This is a genomic window from Candidatus Gracilibacteria bacterium, assembly GCA_041660965.1.
In the GTDB taxonomy this organism is placed as follows: Bacteria; Patescibacteriota; Gracilibacteria; order BD1-5; family JAGOOR01; genus JAGOOR01.
Genome location: JBAZVH010000001.1, coordinates 631,487 through 653,364, shown reverse-complemented (window position 1 = coordinate 653,364; position 21,878 = coordinate 631,487). Strand labels below are relative to the sequence as shown.

At 39.0% G+C, this 21,878-nt stretch carries 25 protein-coding genes and 1 tRNA gene; 15 read left to right on the top strand and 11 right to left on the bottom strand.

The genetic code is table 25. The features are described 5' to 3' along the window. The first annotated feature begins 51 nt into the window (after positions 1-51). Positions 52-270, top strand: a complete 219-nt coding sequence (locus tag WC753_03215) for a hypothetical protein (GenBank protein ID MFA6080464.1) — start codon at positions 52-54, stop codon at positions 268-270. A 16-nt stretch (positions 271-286) separates the two neighbouring features. On the opposite strand, the gene WC753_03210 is transcribed toward WC753_03215, so the two are convergent. From WC753_03210 to trxA, 6 genes are read right to left on the bottom strand one after another with little or no spacing between them, the layout of a single operon-like run. Next, entirely contained in the window at positions 287-595 is a 309-nt protein-coding gene (locus tag WC753_03210) for a hypothetical protein (protein ID MFA6080463.1), read from the bottom strand. Between the two features lie 35 nt (positions 596-630). After that, positions 631-1,641 (bottom strand): hypothetical protein, encoded by a 1,011-nt coding sequence (locus WC753_03205; GenBank protein ID MFA6080462.1) that lies wholly within the window; start codon positions 1,639-1,641, stop codon positions 631-633. 58 nt (positions 1,642-1,699) lie between these two features. Continuing rightward, positions 1,700-1,873, bottom strand: coding sequence for a hypothetical protein (locus WC753_03200; GenBank protein MFA6080461.1), 174 nt, complete (start codon positions 1,871-1,873; stop codon positions 1,700-1,702). 50 nt (positions 1,874-1,923) lie between these two features. Next, positions 1,924-2,811, bottom strand: a complete 888-nt coding sequence (locus WC753_03195) for a bifunctional 5,10-methylenetetrahydrofolate dehydrogenase/5,10-methenyltetrahydrofolate cyclohydrolase (GenBank protein ID MFA6080460.1) — start codon at positions 2,809-2,811, stop codon at positions 1,924-1,926. Between the two features lie 3 nt (positions 2,812-2,814). After that, positions 2,815-3,099, bottom strand: a complete 285-nt coding sequence (locus WC753_03190; protein ID MFA6080459.1) for a YggT family protein — start codon at positions 3,097-3,099, stop codon at positions 2,815-2,817. A 2-nt stretch (positions 3,100-3,101) separates the two neighbouring features. Further along, positions 3,102-3,416: a thioredoxin gene (gene trxA, locus WC753_03185; protein ID MFA6080458.1), complete on the bottom strand. Its 315-nt coding sequence runs from the start codon at positions 3,414-3,416 to the stop codon at positions 3,102-3,104. Between the two features lie 151 nt (positions 3,417-3,567). Here trxA and WC753_03180 point away from each other — a divergent pair, with 151 nt between their 5' ends. Beyond that, positions 3,568-5,298 carry a CTP synthase gene (locus tag WC753_03180; protein ID MFA6080457.1) on the top strand — a complete coding sequence of 577 codons (1,731 nt, stop codon included), beginning with the start codon at positions 3,568-3,570 and terminating at the stop codon, positions 5,296-5,298. A gap of 3 nt (positions 5,299-5,301) precedes the next feature. Continuing rightward, positions 5,302-5,991 carry an HNH endonuclease gene (locus WC753_03175; protein MFA6080456.1) on the top strand — a complete coding sequence of 230 codons (690 nt, stop codon included), beginning with the start codon at positions 5,302-5,304 and terminating at the stop codon, positions 5,989-5,991. 29 nt (positions 5,992-6,020) lie between these two features. On the opposite strand, the gene WC753_03170 is transcribed toward WC753_03175, so the two are convergent. Both WC753_03170 and WC753_03165 read right to left on the bottom strand, forming a co-directional pair. Further along, positions 6,021-6,248: a hypothetical protein gene (locus WC753_03170; protein ID MFA6080455.1), complete on the bottom strand. Its 228-nt coding sequence runs from the start codon at positions 6,246-6,248 to the stop codon at positions 6,021-6,023. A gap of 111 nt (positions 6,249-6,359) precedes the next feature. Then, on the bottom strand, positions 6,360-6,692 hold the full coding sequence (locus WC753_03165) for a hypothetical protein (GenBank protein MFA6080454.1): 333 nt from the start codon (positions 6,690-6,692) through the stop codon (positions 6,360-6,362). A 121-nt stretch (positions 6,693-6,813) separates the two neighbouring features. Between WC753_03165 and sufB the strand changes: the two genes are divergently transcribed. From sufB to WC753_03135, 6 genes are all read left to right on the top strand, one after another. Next, the gene (sufB, locus tag WC753_03160; protein MFA6080453.1) at positions 6,814-8,232 is read left to right on the top strand and encodes a Fe-S cluster assembly protein SufB; all 1,419 of its coding nucleotides are present in this window, start codon (positions 6,814-6,816) and stop codon (positions 8,230-8,232) included. Positions 8,233-8,433: 201 nt separating this feature from the next. Then, positions 8,434-10,371 (top strand): DUF4012 domain-containing protein, encoded by a 1,938-nt coding sequence (locus WC753_03155; GenBank protein ID MFA6080452.1) that lies wholly within the window; start codon positions 8,434-8,436, stop codon positions 10,369-10,371. A gap of 8 nt (positions 10,372-10,379) precedes the next feature. Further along, positions 10,380-10,817 carry an rRNA maturation RNase YbeY gene (gene ybeY, locus WC753_03150; GenBank protein ID MFA6080451.1) on the top strand — a complete coding sequence of 146 codons (438 nt, stop codon included), beginning with the start codon at positions 10,380-10,382 and terminating at the stop codon, positions 10,815-10,817. Positions 10,818-10,967: 150 nt separating this feature from the next. Further along, a complete protein-coding gene (locus WC753_03145; protein ID MFA6080450.1) occupies positions 10,968-12,308 on the top strand; it encodes a hypothetical protein in 1,341 nt (446 codons plus the stop codon). 171 nt (positions 12,309-12,479) lie between these two features. Beyond that, entirely contained in the window at positions 12,480-13,583 is a 1,104-nt protein-coding gene (locus tag WC753_03140; GenBank protein ID MFA6080449.1) for a hypothetical protein, read from the top strand. Between the two features lie 79 nt (positions 13,584-13,662). Then, positions 13,663-14,418, top strand: coding sequence for a hypothetical protein (locus WC753_03135; GenBank protein MFA6080448.1), 756 nt, complete (start codon positions 13,663-13,665; stop codon positions 14,416-14,418). 80 nt (positions 14,419-14,498) lie between these two features. Here WC753_03135 and WC753_03130 read toward each other — a convergent pair whose 3' ends face one another. Further along, complete coding sequence (locus tag WC753_03130) at positions 14,499-15,020, bottom strand: prepilin-type N-terminal cleavage/methylation domain-containing protein (protein ID MFA6080447.1); 522 nt, start codon at positions 15,018-15,020, stop codon at positions 14,499-14,501. A 421-nt stretch (positions 15,021-15,441) separates the two neighbouring features. Here WC753_03130 and WC753_03125 point away from each other — a divergent pair. The 6 genes from WC753_03125 (at position 15,442) to WC753_03100 (ending at position 20,673) form a co-directional block, all read left to right on the top strand. After that, positions 15,442-15,529, top strand: a tRNA-Ser gene (locus WC753_03125). Positions 15,530-15,692: 163 nt separating this feature from the next. Further along, positions 15,693-16,970: a DNA methyltransferase gene (locus tag WC753_03120; protein MFA6080446.1), complete on the top strand. Its 1,278-nt coding sequence runs from the start codon at positions 15,693-15,695 to the stop codon at positions 16,968-16,970. Continuing rightward, positions 16,961-17,629, top strand: coding sequence for a BsaWI family type II restriction enzyme (locus tag WC753_03115; protein ID MFA6080445.1), 669 nt, complete (start codon positions 16,961-16,963; stop codon positions 17,627-17,629). The genes WC753_03120 and WC753_03115 overlap by 10 nt, the downstream gene beginning before the upstream one ends. A 9-nt stretch (positions 17,630-17,638) precedes the next feature. Continuing rightward, on the top strand, positions 17,639-19,498 hold the full coding sequence (locus tag WC753_03110) for a Z1 domain-containing protein (GenBank protein ID MFA6080444.1): 1,860 nt from the start codon (positions 17,639-17,641) through the stop codon (positions 19,496-19,498). Beyond that, the gene (locus WC753_03105) at positions 19,491-19,949 is read left to right on the top strand and encodes a hypothetical protein (GenBank protein MFA6080443.1); all 459 of its coding nucleotides are present in this window, start codon (positions 19,491-19,493) and stop codon (positions 19,947-19,949) included. The genes WC753_03110 and WC753_03105 overlap by 8 nt, the downstream gene beginning before the upstream one ends. A 43-nt stretch (positions 19,950-19,992) precedes the next feature. After that, complete coding sequence (locus WC753_03100; protein MFA6080442.1) at positions 19,993-20,673, top strand: DNA methyltransferase; 681 nt, start codon at positions 19,993-19,995, stop codon at positions 20,671-20,673. Between the two features lie 58 nt (positions 20,674-20,731). Here the strand turns inward: WC753_03100 and rsmG are convergent, their stop codons facing one another. Further along, the gene (rsmG, locus tag WC753_03095; GenBank protein MFA6080441.1) at positions 20,732-21,376 is read right to left on the bottom strand and encodes a 16S rRNA (guanine(527)-N(7))-methyltransferase RsmG; all 645 of its coding nucleotides are present in this window, start codon (positions 21,374-21,376) and stop codon (positions 20,732-20,734) included. Between the two features lie 33 nt (positions 21,377-21,409). Further along, positions 21,410-21,823: a large-conductance mechanosensitive channel protein MscL gene (mscL, locus tag WC753_03090; protein ID MFA6080440.1), complete on the bottom strand. Its 414-nt coding sequence runs from the start codon at positions 21,821-21,823 to the stop codon at positions 21,410-21,412. Positions 21,824-21,878 lie beyond the last annotated feature (55 nt).

Genomic DNA, 21,878 nt, shown 5'->3' with positions numbered 1-21,878 from the left:
AGTGTAAGGAAATATTTGACATATCAACCCCTAATATGATATGATGCAGCTATGACAGAAAAAAGCCCATATATGATGGCCGCCCTCCTCGGAAGCATGATGCTCATGATGAGTGCTTCGCTCGTCTTTTATGTGCCAAAAAATGCGGCAGATGCTGGTGTGATGAGTAGTTTTTTTGCGATGAATCTACAAAGAAAAAATATCTGAGATGATATACATACTCTCCCTTCAACAAATTATCCATACTTCACGACGGAACTTGGACGATAAAAAAATGACTGTAAGACTATTTCTGAATATCTGCCTGCAGTATTTGGAGTCGACGACGTATTTCAAGGGCTTTATCTGGATCATTGACAGTCTCTAAAAGTTCCTGCTTCAGGTTTTTGATTTCTTGTTCACGACTCACGATAACTTCTCGAGATGTTTGAGTATCCAGCGATTGAATCGCTGGTACTCCTGAATCTGTCTCATCAGTACGAATACTTTGTGAGGAGAGGGATTGTATATTATTTGATCGGGAGAAGAGTATGCCAGCAAAAACTCCGACAACAATCACAATAACAAAAATCAGTATGGAGGATTTCATTTTCATAAAAATATTATAAGGAATAGAAAAAAAATGCAAATCTATCGTATGACCACAAATTCAGTCCGAGAAATTTCTTTCCAACGAGGATCTTTTGCTTGGAGCAAGGCAAGTACCCCTGCATAATGCATAGCTCCATAGTGAATATAGATTTTTTGCGATGGTGTCGATTCGATAGTGCTCACTATATTTTTATTTCTTTCTCAGAGAATCACAGAAAATACAGGAATTTGCATCTCAAGTTGTGCGATGAGATCAGGACGCTCATAGACACGAAGAAGGATATTCATCGCTGCTCGTGAAAAAGCTTGAGCGATATATTTTTGCGATGAGTTCATGCGAGGATAATACAGCTCGAGTTGATGAAAGAGGTCTGTTTGAGAGGTCGTCGGTACCGAGATATTGGTACTTTCTGCAATACGGACAATGTCATCCGTTGAGATATCGACATTGGTACTCGGGAGAATAGCGGTAAACGCTTCCGGCGTCTGAGAAACCAGTCCAGCTACTTTCCCAATAGTGTCATACATTTCTGGAGAAATATCGGTACCGAGAAGTGTCCCGAGTTTTTCCAGATTCTCTGTCGTCCCAGGGCGCACTCCTTCATAAAAAAAGACATAGTCTTGACCTACTAACCGCTGCATATCTGCACGAATATCAGCATAAAAAGTCGGCGAAGCGATATGCATCATCGATTGAAAAATAACCGTTTTGTCACCGTTTGAAATAGTAATACGGGGGAGAGTCGCTGGAGCCCATTGATTGGTTCCAAGAACAATACCAAATATTCACCAGGGCAATAGCCAAATAACACATATGAGCCAGGCCCATCCACGGACAAATCATATCCAAAATCGCTTCATATAACTCTGTTCATATTTCCTCCCTATCAAAACATTTACCAATCCTACAGCAACTCCACCTCCGATCACAAGAACCGCTACGACAGGAATACTAATAAGAAATACGACAACACCAGCCCATGCTCCGAGTACCCAGCTGAGCCAGATATTTGCGAGAAGTGCGATCAGGAGTAGAAGAGTAAGAAACATAGTACTATAGTAAGGAGAAATCCCATTTTGCAAGAAAAGACACCTTTCAAAACAACATCTATTTTTTGAGATCCAGTACTCGATCGTCTTCCATTTTGGCACCATTCAGATAGATATCGACACTCCCCTCTCGACGAATATTGATTTTGGTTTTGAGTTGTTCGAGATAGACCCGCGGGGTTATGGAAGGATTTTTTTCAATGCTCGAAATAAAAGATTTTTGAAAATACATGCCACATACAAATGCTGCGAAAATACAAAAAGTCACCAGAAGAGAGGACCTTATTGTTTTCATTGGAGTGAATGAGCCAGGAGCGTATTTGCGAGGAGCATCGCGATAGTCATCGGTCCAACTCATCCAGGGACAGGGGTGATATCAGCTTTTGGAGCTATATTCTGAGTATCACAATCCCCAAAAAGATATCGTCTATCATCCATCTCTTCCACACAAATACCCACATCGATAACAAGGGATTTTTCATGGATCATATCGGCCGTGATAAGATGTTTCTTCCCGACAGCTGAGATCACGATATCCGCCTGAAGAGTATGCTCTTTGAGGTCTTTTGTGCGACTATGACACACGGTCACGGTAGCGCCAGCATTGAGGAGCATCATAGCGAGTGGTTTGCCAACGATAGTACTCTTTCCGATGACGACAGCTTTCTTCCCCGCCAAAACATTTCCTTCATTGTGTATTTTGTCCTTTGTATTTTGTATTGAAGTAAGGTACCATTCTATGATTTTTATAATTCCTTTTGGTGTGCATGGCACGAGACCACTCTCGTCGCCAGAATAGAGTTGAGTGATATTGGCAGCAGAAAAACCATCCACATCTTTGAGTGGATGAATATGATTAAAAACTTCTTGTGCATCAATATGCTGAGGAAGTGGTGATTGTACGAGAATGCCTGTCACAGAACTATCATTATTGAGTGTTTGGATTTCTTGAATAAGAGCATCCTCGGAAATAGTATTTTCAAAATGCAGGACCTCTCACTGCATTCCAGCGTCTGCACATCTTCGTATCTTATTACGCACATAGACAGCGCTCGCAGGATCATCTCCTACTACGATGACGATGAGTCGTGGTTGTGTTTGCAGTTTTTTCACATCTCAGGCAATGTCTGCGATAAGACTGTGAGCAAAAGATGCAATATCAAGAATCATACGTTAGTATTGTATAAGTTTTATCAAAAAAGGTATGCCGAGCGTCGCTATTACATCCAAAAGAAGAATAAGAATAATCGGAGTAATGTCGATAATGCCGATGGTAGTTGGGAGAATTTTACGGACAACAGCATAGAGCGGTTGTGTGATACTCACGAGCGGACCGATGATAACTCGTACACCGAGGATAGAAAGCCAACTCAAAAGAACATCGATGATAATACACCAATACAATACTCTTAAAAAGAAAGCCAGTCCAGAAATGATATAGAGAAATATGCTCGCCATAACTATACGAGATGCTTATCAACTAAGCTAACAAGATCCCCTTCTGATTGAAGCCCCACGACCTTTTCGACGAGTTGGCCTTCTTTAAAGAGGAGAACGGTTGGGATACTCATAATCCCATATCTTTGAGCGATACTCCCTGATACATCGACATCGAGTTTGCAAATATTTGCACGCCCCTCATACATTTTAGCGAGATCATCAATAATAGGAATCAGCCGCTGACATGGACCACACCAATCAGCATAAAAATCAACCAAAGTCACCCCGGAAGCAATCGTGCTATCAAAATCACTCGATGTAAGTACGTGCGCCATAAGAAAAATAATAAAGAATAAATACGAGGACGAGTATAATGCTCTTTCTCGAAAATGCAAACTATTTGGCACGTAAATTGGTTAGGTGCTAATATTTATTTCATTTTTGCTTTTTCGAAAAAAATTATTACCCTCGGATAATAACACTTTTATGAAAATCATATTTGTGACAGGAGGAATAATATCTGGTCTCGGAAAATGAGTGACGGCCTCATCGATAGGTCGTCTTTTCAAATCCTCTGGATATTCCGTCAATATGATGAAGATAGACCCCTATCTCCAGGTCGATGCAGGGACGATGTCTCCCTACGAGCATGGCGAAGTCTATGTGACGGAAGATGGTGCAGAGACCGATCTCGATGTCGGAAATTACGAACGATTTGTCGATATCAATCTCGATAAGGGATGCAACCCCACGACAGGAAAAATCTATCTGACCGTCATAGAAAAAGAACGTCGCGGGGATTATCTGGGGAAAACCGTGCAAGTTATCCCTCATATTACGGATGAGATCAAGAGAAGGATTCGTGAGCAAGCAGAAAAAGCAGAAATCCTGATTGTCGAAATTGGCGGCCTCGTCGGCGATGCTGAGAGCCCTGTTTTTATCGAGGCAATTCGTCAGATGCGAAAAGATATTGGCAAAGAAAATGTCTGCTATGTTCACGTCGTCCCTCTCCTCTATATGGAGGCATCTGGAGAATTTAAAACCAAGGCCATTCAGCTCTCCACACGACAACTGCGTGAAGCCGGTATCCAACCAAATATCCTCGTGACTCGTTGCTCAAAACCGATGCCACAAGAATTGAAGCCAAAGATTTCTCTCTACACCGATGTCGAAGAATCCGATATTATAGAAGCCCTCGATGCGAGAACTATTTATGAAGTCCCTCTTCTTTTTGAAAAACAAGGCCTCAAAGAAAAAATAGAAACCGTGCTCAATCTCCCAAAAACAACCACCAATCTCACAACCTGGAAACAATTTGTGGATAATATCATCACGCCAAAACAAGAAGTCCATATCGCTATCATCGGAAAATACGCCGAGCTGGAAGACGCCTATATGAGTGTCCGGGAAGCTCTCGTCCATGCAGGCGCCTATCACGCCACCAAAGTCCACCGACATTGGGTGAATTCTGAAGATATCGAAAAAGATGAGAATGTTCTCAAACAATTACAGCAAGAAGGAAAAATAGATGGACTGATTATCCCAGGTGGTTTTGGTTCACGAGGTATCGAAGGAAAAATCACAGCAATCAAGTTTGCACGAGAAAATAATATTCCCTTCCTCGGTATCTGCCTCGGACTTCAGCTCGCTGTGATAGAATTTGCGAGAAATGTCTGTGGTGTAAAAGATGCAACGTCCTCGGAATTTCTCCAACCCTGTGGAACCAATTTTATCGAATACTTGCCAGATCAAAATGATACAATCGATAAATGAGGTACCCTCCGTCTCGGACATCAGGAGGCAGAAGTAGCAGAAGGAAGTCTGATATATGCACTGTATGAGAAAGCAGGTCAATTAAAAAAATCAGATAGTGCCCCCTTGATAAAGGGGGAATCAAAGGGGGATTGAGAATGAAAAATGGGGGGTTCTGAGAGTGGGGAAACCCCCCCTACCCCCCCTTCTCAGGGGGGAATAATCTCAGACCGCCATCGTCATCGCTACGAAGTCTCACCAGATAAACACGATATCCTCCGTCAAAATGGTCTCGTCCTCTCTGGCACATCACATAATAGCAGACTTATCGAATATATCGAACTTCCTACTCATCCCTATTTTGTGGCAACACAGGCCCATCCAGAATTTAAGAGTCGACCAGAGAAACCACATCCCCTCTTTCGGGGGCTGATTGAGGCGGTGCTAAAACAGTCAATTAAATAATCTATGTTGGATCAAATTTATTCATACAGAGAAATGTGCGATCTTGAGAATGTTCAAACCTTGCAACGAGGAATGAACTTCAGAATGAATCCAAGATATTCAGTTATTCTGATGTCTCGGAGATCCAACGCGCCATATTCTGATAGCATTTCTGATGATGGCATCACTATTGAATATGAAGGCCATGATGAACCAAAAACATCATATGAAATGAATTGCAAATTGCTTGATCAACCCGAAAGAACCAGGAATGGCACTCTAACCCAAAATGGGAAATTTATTGCTGCAATCGCAAAATTCAAAAAATGATTATCTAATCCTGAGATTGTAAAAGTATATGAAAAAATCTTGCCAGGCGTATGGTCATTGAAAGGTTTATTTGATTTAATAGACCTCAAAGTTAAACATGATGGAAACAGAAATGTCTTTGTCTTTATCTTGAAATTATCAGACGAACAGGATCTAACAACAAACGAACATATTGACTTATCTCATACAAGACTAATCCCAAGTGAAGTAAAAAAAGAAGTTTGGAAAAGAGATAACGGTAAATGTGTATTGTGCAGTTCAACAAAAAACCTACATTTTGATCATGACTTACCATTTTCAAGAGGAGGTACTAGCTTAACTAGCAAAAATATAAGATTACTTTGTGCTAAATGTAACTTATCTAAATCAGATAAAATAGAATAAATCTTTCTCGTGACAAAACCTACTTTTCACTACCCTTGGTATCGATGATTTTGATGATACTTCGCTAGGAGAGCAAAGAGGATAGCTATACCCGAAACGCCCATAATTTGTTCTCCAGCAAACTTTTCTAGTGGTATAATTTGCTCAATAGTTTCGTGAGTTTTAGCAATTGCAAGTCCAAGTGCCATCGACAAAACCCCCATCCCTAAAATCACATTACCCGCTTGTTCAATTTCTGGTGAAGATTTTGGTGGCATAAAATAAAAATTAGCTATAATCCATCTATCATTTTATACGCGAAAAATAAATGTCAACCAACGACGATATTCAAGCTTTTTGAGAAGTTTCTCGTACCGTCTTTAATAGTCTTATTTACTTTTATTTCTTTCGATAAACCCACACTCATGTAATGCCCATCGTAAAAGTGACACGGTCGAGACACCCGCTCAAAGAGTGTTCAAAATTTCAGAATTTATATGTCATAATACTGCTTCCGCATTATCATTTTGAGCCAATTGTGAGAGGAGTATTCCTGCTACCAAAGTTGCCACGTAGAGAGCATATTCACGATTTGTTGGACGATATGGTGATCTCGATGGCTTCATGTCGGGTTTTGAAGGAAGGGGGATACGATAAGCATTATCACTTACTATATCATTATCACTTTCTTCACCAGAGAGTTGTTCTCATCGGGATTTCATTAAAGCAAGTCAAGCTCAGAACCACATTATCATAGATGAATATAAAAAATTAGATGTTGCCTCATGCAAAAAATGTGTACACTCTATCTACTGACTCCTATAATTTATAGATTAAAAAGAAATGTCAAGTGATGCTGAAAATATATCTGCTTTTTGAGAAGTCTCTCGTGCCCTCTTTGATGGCCACGATGAGGCAGTGTATTCAAATGAGTTTGAGTATGGGGTTTCTGAATCAGTCGTACGAAAAATCTGGGAACAAAATAAAGAGCCAGAGTGGATGCTCGAGAAACGCCTCGCAAGTTTGAAAGTATTTCAAGAAAAATCTCTCCCAACCTGGGGACCAGACCTCAGTAAATTGGACTTGTCTAAAATCTGCTACTATGCTCGGCCAGAAGGGGCCTCAAATGCTCTCTCATGGGATGATGTCCCAGATACGATAAAAAACACGTTTGAGCGCCTCTGAATACCCGAAGCAGAGCGCACGATGCTGGCTGGTGTCGGTGCACAGTATGATAGCGAGGTCGTGTATCACAATCTCAAGCAATCACTCCGAGACCAGGGCGTGATATTTGAGGATATGTCTGTCGCCGTGCATGAACATACAGAGTTGGTACAAAAGTATTTTATGAAATTGATTCCAGCGAATGACCACATCTTTGCCGCTCTCCACGGAGCCGTGTGGTCAGGAGGAACTTTTCTCTATGTACCAAAGGGGGTGAAAATATCTGAACCATTGCAAGCGTATTTCCGTATGAATGTAAAGTCTGGAGGACAATTTGAACACACGCTGATGATCGTCGAAGACGATGCAACGGCTCACTATATCGAGGGTTGCAGCGCACCAAAATATAATACGCCGAGCTTACACGCTGGTATGGTCGAGATATTTGTCGGCAAGCGTGCGACGATGCGATATACCTCGGTCGAGAACTGGTCGCTTGATACCTATAATCTCAATACAAAACGGGCGGTCGTCGAAGAAGAGGGTTATATGGAATGGGTAGGAGGAAATTTCTGAAGTGGTGTCACGATGCTCTATCCATGCAGTATCTTGAAAGGAAAAAAATCTCGCTGTGATCACCTCGGTATCGCTTTTGCCAATGCTGGTATGGAAGTCGATGGTGGTGCCAAGGTTATCCATATCGGAGAAGATACGTCGTCCAATGTGATTATGAAATCCCTCTCAAAGTGAGGAGGACTTTCCACCTATCGAGGGCTTCTCGATATCCTCCCTTCCGCACATAATGCTGTGAGTCGGATAGATTGTGATGCTCTTATTCTTGATAGTCTGTCAAAAAATGATACTATTCCTGATATCCGCGTCAAAAATACGTCAGCGATTTGCGCCCACGAGGCGAGCGCGGGGAAAATCAGTGAAGAACAGATGTACTACTTGCGCAGTCGAGGCATCGCCGAAGACGCTGCCAAAGCGATGATTATCAATGGATTTATTTCTCCGATAGTCAAAGAACTTCCTCTCGAATACGCCGCAGAATTGAACGCGCTGATTGCACTGGAAATGGAGGGAAGCGTGGGGTAGGGGAAAAGTTTAGTAGATTGTTACAAGTGCTTGAGTATGTATGTGTGTAAGTGCTTATGTAAGTTGAGGTATGGTTTTCCGAACCAATAACCTGTTCGCCGTGGCGAATTCCTACCTATGACTATAACTATCACTATTCTTTAATTGGTTACCAAAAAATCCTTTCTCTATCTTCTGCTCTAGCTCTATCTCTTTTACTAAATGTCCTCCTTCGATACCATCTTCCGCTGAAAAAAGAAACCTCCTGGTGGCAAAGAGACGGCTCATGAAATACTCAAAAAAAATACAGGAGGGAAAATTCATCGAGATATACAAGCAAAAAGACAAGAAATCATACTCACCGAAAAACACAGACACACGAAAAATCTCCGAAAAATAACAACTGGCGAAAAGATTTTCCGACTCCAGGAACACATCAAAAAATTCTGAAATTCTCTGGAGAAAAGACATATAGGAGTTATAGTATTACTCGTATTTTTGAGCTTTATCGTGTATGGTGTCTGATTCGTGATACGAACAGAGACAACCATAAAACTGATACAGTCCTCTCCAGGAAAATATATCAACATTGATATGCTCCAAAAAACTGTGCACGGACTCTGGCGAGATTATCAGATTTTATGACTCGTGGCTGATAATTCTCCGATTCCTCTCGAACCCTTGACGAGCTATGGGCAGATACTCAAAAATACGCGTCTCCTCATCTATCAGAGTGACTGAATCAGACAAATGATTCAGACTATGATCGGGTGGAAAAAAAAATCACAGCAGGAAAGTATTTTCCCACTGCTAGAAACATTATGGGTGATATCAAGTGATGGTATCAAAAATATAAAAACATTGATGAATTCTGCGGCAAAAATTGCACCTCTCGAGAGCTGATTTCAAAAAAAATACACACACTATATAAATTCTGTAGAGGCATTTCTGAAATACAAAAAGGTATGGTATGCGATCCTCGGAGAAGAACATCCGACTAAAATCCTGATACTCAATCAAAACAATGATGAGCTCAGAGCAGGAGGATGATTTCCTGGAACAGTGTTTCTCGTAGAATTTGAGAAATGAAAAATAACCAATATATCCTTTCATGATATCTATCAAATCGATCATACAATCACAGGATACACCCCTTCTCCAGAATGAATTAATCAATTAAAATCAAAAACATTTCCCGGAAAACCAATCGAGTTTCGCGTCAGAGATGCCAATTATTTCCCTACTTTCGCAGAAAGTGCCGAAGAGATAAATACGCTCCTAAAAACAACAGACATCGGAGAAGTCGCTCTCGTGATCGGCATCAATACATGACTTTTGACTGATATTATGAATCTGGTCGGACCGATGCAAGTAACCGGAATACCAGTCAAGCTCAATCAGAGCAATATCTCCCTCATACTCTCTATGCTCGTAGAGGCAAAAGAAAAAATCAGCTCAACACCAAAGGGAGTGATTCATATGTTATGATGAGCTCTTATCGATACTATTATCCAACAAGGCAAAACAGCGGATGTAGCAAAGATTCTCTGGAGACATATCGAAGATGGAGAGATCCTTCTCGCTTCTCCGGATAAAAAAACTCAGCAAGCCATAGATGATCTCCACCTCTTCGATACCTGGAAAGAGTATCAATGAGACTTCATCTACCCGATATTTACTTCAATCAGTAATAATAAAACAGACAGGATGATGCAACGAACATTTATCGTCAAACAAATCAACAGCTGTACACGCGAAGTCACACTCACACAAAAACATGGCTGGAATGTAGCAATAGAAGCTTCGGTCAAAAAAATGGCACATGATCTCGGTATCACTGAGAAACTCCCTGCGCTCTTGCCGATACAAGGCAGCGGGGACAATAAGCAATATATCAGATTTATACTCCCTGCATGAGCCACTCTTAGCTCTCGAGGGAAAATACGTCTTGAAAACGTGCAAACCAGATATCCTCACACCATTCTTGGTGGCTATATCACGACCCGACCAGGGGGAAATTCGACACTCAAGTTTCAGTACACGCTGCCAAAAGATCAGTGCAACACGCAGACAAAGTTCTTTAAACAAGCAGGACTCAAAGACACCATATTCCGCATAGAAAAAGATGGCAAAGTCCTCTCCGAACAATTTTACCAATAAACAAAAGTATGTTTTATTATACCCTCTTTGACACCCCTAAAATACTGACAAAAAAATATATCCAAAGTGTCTGAAGAGCACTCGAAGAAGTTACCAAGATCCCACAAAAAGGATCTATCAACATCATCGCAGTATCGCTTGAAGAGATCACTCGCCTCAATACTCAATATCGTGGGAAAAAATGAGCAACAGATATTCTGACTTTCCCCTACCTGGAAAGTGTGCAAACGGAAAAAGATATCGCAGGGGAGATCTATCTCTGTCTAGAAAAAATAAAGCTCTATGCGTCAGAGCGATGAACGACCTATAAGGAACAACTACAATACATCATCATACACTGAATGGTCCATATGATGGGGTATGACCATGAGAGGGAGAAAGACGCTCAAAAAATGGAGGAAGTGGAACAAAAGATACACACCATTCTCATGGAGAAGGGACTATAGTGGTGAGCAAAAAATCGTCTCCCTCTCTTGAAAATTCCTACAGAAAATATTTGACAAAGTGTAATAATTACTACTATTCATAGTGTCCACTTCGATTTATTTGCCATTGGTATATTTTTTGAAAGAACGCTCTATTTTTTATCATTTTTTATGATACACACTGCAAAGAATGCCATCGTTTTCGCTGTTATTCTTCTGACCGTTGGTATTTCTTTTGGTATATCCCAAACTGATAGAGATGGTGGTAATGCTAATAAAAATACTTTTGTTTGCAACAAAAACAAGGATAAAGAAACACGGGAATATCAGAAGAATCTCAAGGAGCAAAAACGTCTCGGAGACATACAGACACGTCTTCTCTCTGATCCCAATGTAGCCAATGATACTTGTAAGAAACTCAAGAAGAAAGAACAAGGCAAATGTCAGCAAGATGTGGCAAAATTACGCGATGTCACTCGTGACCTCGTAAAAACCAATCAAAGAATCAGTGAATATGAACTGTGTTATCTCACACCAAAGTGTGGAAGTGCTACCAAGGATGTATTTATTGCTCCCCCGTCGGAAAATCTCTGTGCTTCAGGAAGTGTCGTGATGGGCGTCACATTTGACCCAACAACTCTTGGATCAAATGGAGAAGGTATGTGGAAATGGAGATGTGGAATCGTCGGTTCATCAACAGGAGAAACATGCTATGCACAGAGCATTATGGTGTATGGATGGATAATCGGTGAATGGGGAACATGCTCAAATAGTATACAATATCGTACCACTCAATGTATAGAAACTTACTCTGGTCAGCCAGTCGATATATCCTATTGTGGTATACCAAATGAGTCTTCTCGTCCATGTGTTGTAACGAGTAAGACACAGATGCAATCCTCTCTCTTTGAGAATAATCCTATGGATGCAGCTAATGCACTTGCTAATATTGGTATTATCGCGAGTCATTTTGATACGCCTGAAAATTATGGACTCGATGAGGCAATCACTCGACAAGAATATCTCAAAATCATGCTCACTGCTATGAAATTATTACCAGCGAGGGGTTATCAATGCCAAAATATTTTTAGTGATATCTCAGAACCATGGGTTTGTGCCATAGCTGAAACCGCCCTTGCAAATGGGCTTATCTCACGACAAACCAATGAACAAGGGAAAACTCTATTTTGAGGAACAAACGCGCTCTCAGTGTATGAAATTCTCGTTCTCAATCTCAAGTCACAATGTATCGGGCTCTATGATAGTTCACTCGCTGGAGTTCGTGCTCTTATTAAAAGTCTCGGCATCATAAATGCTGACACGCTCATTATGACTTGAGGAGCGACTCGAGGAGATACCTATCTTTCTCTTGCGACATTTCACAATTATTTTAATCAGAGCATCACGACTGATCCGACTCTCCTTGATGCAAGTATTGTGAGCTGCTCTAAACGAATCAATGTGGTTATAGAAGATCCTTTCTGTATGCTCTTCCCAGATTTGTGTCAATAAATTCCCATATAAGAAAAGACTCCCAGAAATGGGGGGTTTTTCTGAGTCAAAGCTCCCATAATTGATGCATCTTAAGTCCTGGACTTATAAAAACTCACACAAATATATTGACAGGGTAAACATAGTCGTATAATATATGTGTTAGTTCGTGAGATAACCACTCTCTTGAGTATGAAACTCGCTGCCAACACATCAGTTCGTGAGCCAAACAAATCAATTCAGCCAAAAAAGACCGGAGCATTTATATGAGGAAAACTCAGCCAACTCAAGTCAACCGCTATAGCAGCTGTTGCAGCACTTGGATTGGCGAGTTCGGCGGAGGGGTGAGTAATAAAAAATATCACCTGAGCCCCAAACAGCACCGTCTCCACACCAACACTTGACCAATCTGTAAGTGGCGTGAGTGAGTTACACAGTACTACACCATGAATCAGTCAGATATTTGTAAATAATAATAGTCTTGACGGTATTTACAGTTCTACTATCCAAGTAGGGCTCAACGCTGGAGACGTCGGACCAAATGGTGGAGTACTCACTGTAAGTGGTTTTTACCAGATAGTAGCCAGCAGTGGAGCTCCAAGTGTTACTAATGATGCTAATGGTCGATTTGCTTATCATATAGTTGGAGGATCTTCAAATGATATTGTCACATTTGATGGTACCGAATCAATGAATAATGCGACTCCTACAATGACAGTAGCAATTAATTCCGGTTCTATTCCTTTCTCTTACGATATCCCTATTAGTGCTGGTGCTCAAACTGTCAATCTGATAAACTATGCCGATGCGACACGTGTATGAAATGCACAATTTGCTGTCTCGGGAGATGGCCCCACTCTCAATGAGGGGCTTCATTTTTCGTACACACCAAATACCATGCCTCCAAATCCTGATCTCAATGCTAACAGTATTCCAGATAAATGGGAATATGATAACTTCGGTATGCTGACTCCAGCCGATGGTGATCCTGATAAGGATGGGATGAGTAATTTCGCAGAGTATTGATTTCGTACTAACCCAACTGTTGCAAACAAAAGCCCTATTGTTTGCGAATTTGAAATCATAAATGGTGCACGGTATCTGTGTGTTACTTTCCCAAAGAATCCAGAAGCTACCAATCTCAACTATATAGTAGAATCATCCCCTGATTTACAAACATGGAAGAGTGATACGGTAACGGTTGCTCAGAGTGCTATAGAGGAAAAGGTACGCAGTATCATACCAGTAAATAATGCTCCACGATGATTTCTCCGAGTAAAAATAGAAACCAAATAATCTATACAATAAATATTTGACAGGTAAAATATATAATTATACTGTACTTGTCAGTAGTTTTACTTTATTTCTTTATCCTATGATAAATACACTTGAAAATAATTCAGAAACATCAAAAAAAGTAAGCGCTATCTCAGGATTGAGTGCAAAAATCGTTACAGCTCTTGCTGCTCTCGGTATTGCAACTTCTGCTGAAAAAGTGGAAGGGGCAACGGTACTTATTGGTGGTACACTTCCGAACAGTACCGTCTCCACACCAACACTCGATCAATCCGTAAGTGGCGTAAGTGAATTACACAGTACTACTCCATGAATTAGTCAGATATTTATCAACAACAATAGTCTTGACGGTATTTACAGTTCTACTATCCAAGTAGGGCTCAACGCTGGAGACGTCGGACCAAATGGTGGGGTACTTACCGTAAGTGGTTTTTACCAGATGGTAGCCAGTAGTGGAGCTCCGAGTGTTACTAATGACGCGAATGGTCGATTTGCATATCAGATAGTTGGCGGGTCATGAGCTGACATTATCGCTTTTGATGGTACTGAATCAATGAATAATGCAACTCCTACAATGACATTGGCAATTAATTCTGGTGACCTTCCCTTTTCTTATAATATCCCAGTGAATGCGGGAGCACAAACTATCAATTTTACCAACTACGCTGATGCAACACGTGTGTGAAATGCGCAATTTGCTGTCGCAGGAGATACACATCTCAATGAAGGACTTCATTTTGCATACGCGCCAAATACGATTCCAGAACCAGGAGTTGGGATCCTTGCTGGGGTGGCTGGCACACTCGCTCTTTTACGCAGAAAGAGACAAAATTAAGAGTCCAAGTAAGTTCAAAAATAATTGTAATATATAATTCACGCAAAAAATCCTTAGAGTCTCTAAGGATTTTTTGTTAGTTAATCAATCAATCCATTCTCAAGATCGTCTATATTTATTAACGCATCACAGCTTCATAAATCATAGTCATTGATAGAGTTTAAAACTCACGAAGCATTTTGAAGTGGGTCATCAGTATATTTGATAATATTTGAAGTGGATTCAAATTTAGTCCTAAGGATATATCAACCATTATTACACGGAGCATAATAATATCAACAGAAATCTTGGGTTGTAGCGTCAAAAAGACAAACCTCCCTGTTAACGCTATTTACTGTATCATACAAGGGGTCTCGGATAAGTTTTTCATTATTTGTGCTCGTAATACTGGCAATAAGAGTACTCAGATCAGGAGCATTCCCACTAACTGTTAAAGATGCTTGTATAATAGTTTCTATAGCTCTCAAATCTTCGATTCGTGTCGCATCCCTCGCTTTCTTCAAATACCCAGTATACGCTGAGAGACCAGCAGTCGCCAGGATAGCAATGATTGCCATCACGACCATGAGCTCTATCAATGTAAAACCAGACTGCTTGCGCATAACTTTTTATAAAAAGAAAAGAGAAAGAAGAAAAAATAAAAGAGCAGGATTTTTTGATTCTTTTATAAGAAAAAACAGTTCCTTTCTCGCTCTTTTGCTCTATCTCTATCTCTACCATCTAGGGGACTTTTTACGTCTTCCTATAAATTTTACTTATATTCCGAGAGAAGCAATACTTTTTTCTATTTTTCTTGGATGTATGGGCTTTTCTCGTGGTAAGAAAATTGTGATTTTTGAGTTGAGGTTGAGAGAGTGACGTAGATATGATGATACGATAAGAATCATCAGAAAAAGAAAAATAATTTTGACAGACTGGGTCTTTTTTCTACAATGCAAACGCGTTATAAATGCAGCAGAAATGAATTGTTATAAGAAAGTAATCCTTTCTATGCACTTTTATACTATGCCTATGCACTTTTTTGGAGGGATGGCAGAGCGGTTTAATGCAACAGTCTTGAAAACTGTCGTGGCGCAAGTCACCCTGAGTTCGAATCTCAGTCCCTCCGCCAAAATATATCGTAACTCACCTATCGTAGGTGGGTTTTTTTATTGAGAAAATACAGCATTCTCTTATTTCGTTTGGTAAAATGTTCAAAATCTCATATACTCATCAACAGCTTGAGGACACTAGTATTTCTCAAGATATAATTTCAATGATTTAATGGAATAGCTATGAGCCAAATCAAAACAAAATTTTCAAAAATAAAAATAGACTATTCGTGGTCTTTTTCTGATAAGACACGCAAAGATACAGCTTATGCCACACACGGATATCATCGTTATCCCGCAAAATTTATTCCTCAAATAGTTTCTCGCTTGGCTGATAAATATACAAAAGAGGGGGATTTAATTGTTGATCCTTTTGGTGGTTGTGGGACTACGCTCGTTGAGTCAAAAATTAAGGGAAGATGTTCAGCAGGGGTTGATATAAATCCTGTTGCAGTCTTAATCACAAAAGCAAAAATTACCCCAATTGATCCAAGTAGACTTGAAGAAGCATTTGCCTCCTTAAAGGTAAAACTGGATACATATAGTGAAGATACAAAGGTAAAAGCACCCGAACATAAAAGGATTGATTATTGGTTCAAACCTGAAGAAAAAAGAAAACTCGCTTTCATTTTTGCAGAGATTTCAAAGCTTGATGATCAAGATATGAGAGATTTTTTCTTCTGCGGATTTTCAAATATTTTAAAGAACTGTTCTATATGGCTTCAAAAGAGCAACAAGCCAACAAGAGATATGGATAAAAAACCTTCTGAACCAATTTCAACCTTTTACAAACAAATAAAAATGATGATGAGAGGGAATGTAAAACTTTACCAACTATTAAAGGAGAATGATTATCTGCAAGTACAGAGCAAAATTTATTGTACAGATGCTCGGACAATTCCTATAAAAAATAATTCTGCGAACTTGATCATTACTTCACCGCCTTATGTTACCTCTTATGAGTATGCAGATTTACACCAATTAACCGCTTTGTGGTTAGAATATACAAAAGACTTGAGCCATTTTCGTAAAAGATTTATTGGGACATCATATCATAATAAAAAAGATTTGGTCTTGAACAGTGAACTTGCTGAAAATATAAGAAGCGAACTCCAAAAGAAAGATAAAAAAACCGCCGAAGAAGTTTCGACCTATTTTAGTGAAATGAATCAGGTTTTTTCTGAAATGAAAAGGATCTTAAAGAAAGGTGGGAAAACCTGCATAGTTATCGGTAATACGAGCCTAAAAGGCGTAGAGATATTGAATGCTGAAGTTTTCACTGAACAATTACAAAATCTCGGTTTCAAAATATCGGATGTTATCAAGAGAGAGATTCCGTCCAAAAATCTACCATCAGTGAGAGATGAGAAGACAGGAAAATTTGCAAAAATAACAGATAATAACAAAATATCGGCATATCCGACCGAATTTATTTTAATAATGGAAAAAATATGACTATAAACGATCTCATTGTGATTTACGACTCGAAAAAGAAAAAATATGGCATTGAGGCATACAGACATATTTCCAATGTCTTAATGGAAGCAAAAGAACAACACAAAATAGATTTCACAGGCGGTGACCATGAGCAATCTTGGCGAGCTTTCAAGGGAAAAAATCTTGAAAAACTTATAGAATATATCATCACAGACGAGGTGAATGCTTTGGGGTTGCGAGTTGTAAATGGAAATAGTCTCGAAAGAACCAATGGATCAAATCTCCCGAAAGAATTGAGTTTAGTAAAAAGAAACTTGATTGTTGATTATGGAGAATTTGGCTCACACTTACCTGATGTTGATTTGATAATTTTTAATCCACAAACGAGTAAAGTTATCGCTGTTTTATCAAGCAAAGTTACTTTGCGAGAAAGAATCGCTCAAACAGGATATTGGAAAATCAAACTTGCTTCTGACGAAGCGACAAAACATATCAAAGTCTATTTTGTAACACCTGACGAGGATGGGACGCTTACAGTTAGAAAACCATCGAAGAAAGGCAGGGCGATTGTTGAGATAGATACCGATGGGAGTTATGTTTTGAGCGAAACGAATATTGAAGAAAGTAATAAAGTGAAAATGTTTGATAAGTTTATCGATGATCTTAAAAAATTATTGCATTAATTTAAAAATATGCCAAATTTTAACTTAAATGAATTAAGACGAGATACTGTAAACAATAATCGCTATGAAAGGCGTTTGGCTAAACTTGTCTCAATGAATCAAGAAGTAGACAGAATTAAGGCTGTTGTAGAAAGTGCCGTTGAGAATACCCAAAAAGGACAAAAATCTTTTGTTATTTATGGCGAACCGCAAAGCGGAAAGACAGAAATGATGATTGCTTTAACAGCAAAACTCCTTGATGTTGGTTTTAAGATTGTAATTGCCTTACTTAATGATAGTGTCCAACTTTTGGGACAAAATCTCGAGCGCTTTCAAATATCAGGTCTTTCTCCTTCTCCAAAAAAGTTTAGTGAAATTCTACCGCCCGAAGTAAAAATTGGAGACCATCAGTGGGTTATTTTTTGTAAGAAAAATTCAAAAGACTTACATAAACTTATTCAAAAGCTAGATGGACACTCTAATAGAGTAGTAATTGATGATGAAGCTGATTATGCGACACCAAACTCAAAAATAAACAAAAAAGAGAAGAGTAAAATAAATGAACTAACAGAAAAATTGATTGGTTCGGAAGGTACTTATATCGGTGTTACAGCAACACCCGCTCGTCTTGATTTAAACAAAACTCATCAAAATCAAAATGAATTTTGGATTGATTTTCAGCCACATTCAAATTATACAGGGCAGGACATATTCTTCCCTGTTTCTACAGAAGATTTGCCATATAGACTAACTTTTTTACCGGACGCGGGCGATTACCCAAAACATTTACGAGAAGCATTATTTAGCTTCATAGTAAATGTGGGATATTTAAACTCTGTTGTTAATGACCCAGAAAAGAATTACTCCATGCTTGTTCATACAAGTAGCAAGAAAGCTGACCATACGGTTGACTATAAACAAATTGTTAAAACTTTTGAAGTATTGAAGGACGATAAAGATTCAAACCACGAGGCATACTTTAAAAGAATATGGGAAATTGCCAGTGCAAGATACCCAGAACATGCGAACGAAATAACAAAATACGCCATTGGCCACATAGACAGAAATAACATTGTTGTAATGAACAGTGATAAAGAAGTAAACGCGGCGGACAATCGGACGGCGACTGACCCCACCGCACCCTTTACTGTGGTTATTGGTGGAAATATTATTTCCCGAGGAGTTACCTTTAATAATCTTTTGTCTATGTTTTTTACAAGAGATGTAAAACATAAATTACAACAAGATACTTATATTCAACGAGCTAGAATGTTTGGCTCGCGAAATGATTACTTAAAATACTTTGAGTTGATAATTCCTAAATCGCTTTATTTAGATTGGCAAAAATGTTTCATTTTTCATAGATTATCTCTTGAATCAAGAAAACAAGACAAGCGAACACCTGTATGGCTTGACGGCGAAAGAATTACTGCTGTTTCGGCGGCAAGTATTGATAAAACGAATGTTGTCGTAGATAAAGGTGAAATGAGTTTTGAGCTTTTTAATTTTGATACTGAAAATATTGAAGAAATTTTAAAGCAAAATATAAAGCCAATTCAAAAAGTAAAAGCACTTTCTGAACTATTTGGGAAAAACTGTTTACCTGATTATCTGATTAGTTACATAGAAGGATTTTGCCCGCTTGGGGATGAATCACTAGCAGTTCACTCTCCGAAAAGTATATCCGGATATACAGAAAAAGAGGGAGAAATGGACAAAAATACTATTACACGTGCAAAATGATTTATTGGTGACAGGGAAATGGAATTGATAAAGTATCCTAATGCAATTCACCATATAAATATTCTTTATAACGAATTGGGGAAAGCTCGTATTTTCTATAGATATAGAGGTAATATCCGTTTTCTAAAAACTTCCAAACATGATTAAAGAATTTGAATTTTACCATGGAGCTGTTTTAGCAAAATTGCTTCATGAATCAGATCAGAGTATAACAATCGAACCCTTTCCGAGTGAAAGCAATGCTTCTTATGTTGTGAACAAAAACATAGGTCTTTTTATTAAGCATTCAGCTAAAAGGATGTCTCCTTGGAGATTTAGTTTCGCCCAAGAACACCAAAACGAGATTCTGGAAATGAAAAATAAGTTGGATGAAGTTTTTTTGTTATTGGTTTGTGGAGAGGATGGGATTGTATCATTAAGTTTTAACGAACTGAAAAGTCTTCTTAACGAGACACATGAGCCAGTAGAGTGGATAAGTGTTGCTAGAAATAAAAAGACACACTACACAGTAAAGGGTTCTGACGGTGCTCTTGGATATAAAATTAGCCACAAGGATTTTCCAAGAAAACTGTTTGAAGTAGAAACAAAAAACATCTAGGAATCGAGCAACACATTTTCCTGATTTTTAAAAATTGTATGATATGCAAATTGAATCAACAACACTCTGGGATTTTCCTCGTCAAAATTATGGCGAAAAACCTCATGGAAACAACAAATACAATGGTGTAACGCCCGCCTTTGTCATTTGGAATTTGCTCCAAAGGTACACAAAAGAGGGTGATTTGGTCGTTGATCCAATGTGTGGCAGTGGGACAACGATTGATGTAGCTAAAGAATTAAATAGACGAGTAATCGGTTATGACCTAAATATTGTTCGCCCAGACATTATCAAAAACGATGCCAGAAAAATTCCACTTGAAGATAATTCAGTTGACTTCTTTTTTATCGATTCTCCTTATTCCGATAATATTAGATATTCTGAGGATGGGCGATGTATTGGCAAAATTTCTTGTGAGAATATTGAATTTTATGATGAACTTGAAAAAGTGGCATCCGAAGGCGCAAGAATTTTAAAACCAGGGAAAGTGATAGCATGGGTAATCGCAGATCAATGGATTAAAAAAAAGTTTACTGCAACAGGTTTTCTTATGTGGCAGAGATTAGAAAAATATTTTGAGTCAATTGATATTGTCTGTCTGACGAGACACAACCAGACATCAAATACTTGACTTTGGCACAATAGAGCGAGACAATACAATTTTTATTTACGGGGTTTTAAATATTTATTTATAATGAGAAAGCCTAAGATTCTAAACAGATAGCAACTAAAATGAAAACCTTGGACCGAAAAACACCGCCAAAATATATAAAAAACTCATCCTAGATGATTTTTTTATTTCTTTGAAAAATATAGAGACACCGTGTCTGCCCTGCGAGCTCGTATTGGTAGACAGTTTCGAGGATCAATCACAATTTTCTCGCCATCTGCTCCCCATCTTTTTGTTCTTCTTCAGAGTAGATTTTATAGAGAATGATCTTCCCATTTCTTTTCAAAAAAGGCATTGACCAAGGCAAGATATCGCTCATATACGCTGTCGCTCGCGAGACCACATAATCATATTTTCCCGCATAGTCCCTATTTTTTGCGAGGATTTCCGCTCGCTCCTGAAGAGCTGAGATATGCTGTAATCCCAGTTCCTGCACAAAATAATTCATCGCTTTTACCTTTTTCCCGACACTATCGAGCAGTGTCATCTGGAGTGAAGGTTGGATAATCTTGAGAGGAATACCGGGGAATCAACCACCTGATCAGATATCGAGTATTTTTCATTCTACATTCACAGCGCGAAGAACGGCTAGAGAATCTATAAAATGCTTTATGATAATCCCCTCCTCATCACGAATAGCGGAGAGATTCGTATGAGAATTATATGCGATAAAGAGTGTAAGAAATCGTCGAAACAGGGCTTCTTCTGAGACAGAGAGTGTCCAGTTATAGGAAGCAAAAAGTGCATGGAGATCCATACAGACACTCTATGTATTTTGGAGGAAAGACAACTATTTTTTCTTTTTGAGAAGATCACGGATCTGAGTCAATAATTCCTCCTGTGTCGGTCATTTTGGTGCTGGTTTTTCTTTTTTCTTGAGCTTATTCATCGCCTTGATAACGAGAAATATACAAAATGCGACAATGAGAAAATCGAGAATTACCTGAAGAAAAGTACCATAATTCAGGGTAACAGGGGGACGAGCCAAGGCGCCATCAGTAGTAGCCAATAATCATTCTCTGAGAATGATTTTATAATCTGTAAAATTCACTCCCCCCGTAAGAACCCCGATCAAAGGCATAATAACATCCGTGACTAAAGAAGTTACTATTTTACCAAACGCTGAACCAATAATGACTCAGACAGCGAGATCGACGACATTGCCACGCATAGCAAATTCTTTGAACTCTTTTATTATAGACATAGAAAAAATTAAGAAGAGAGACGTATTGTATCCTTGCAAAAAGAAAAATCAAGAC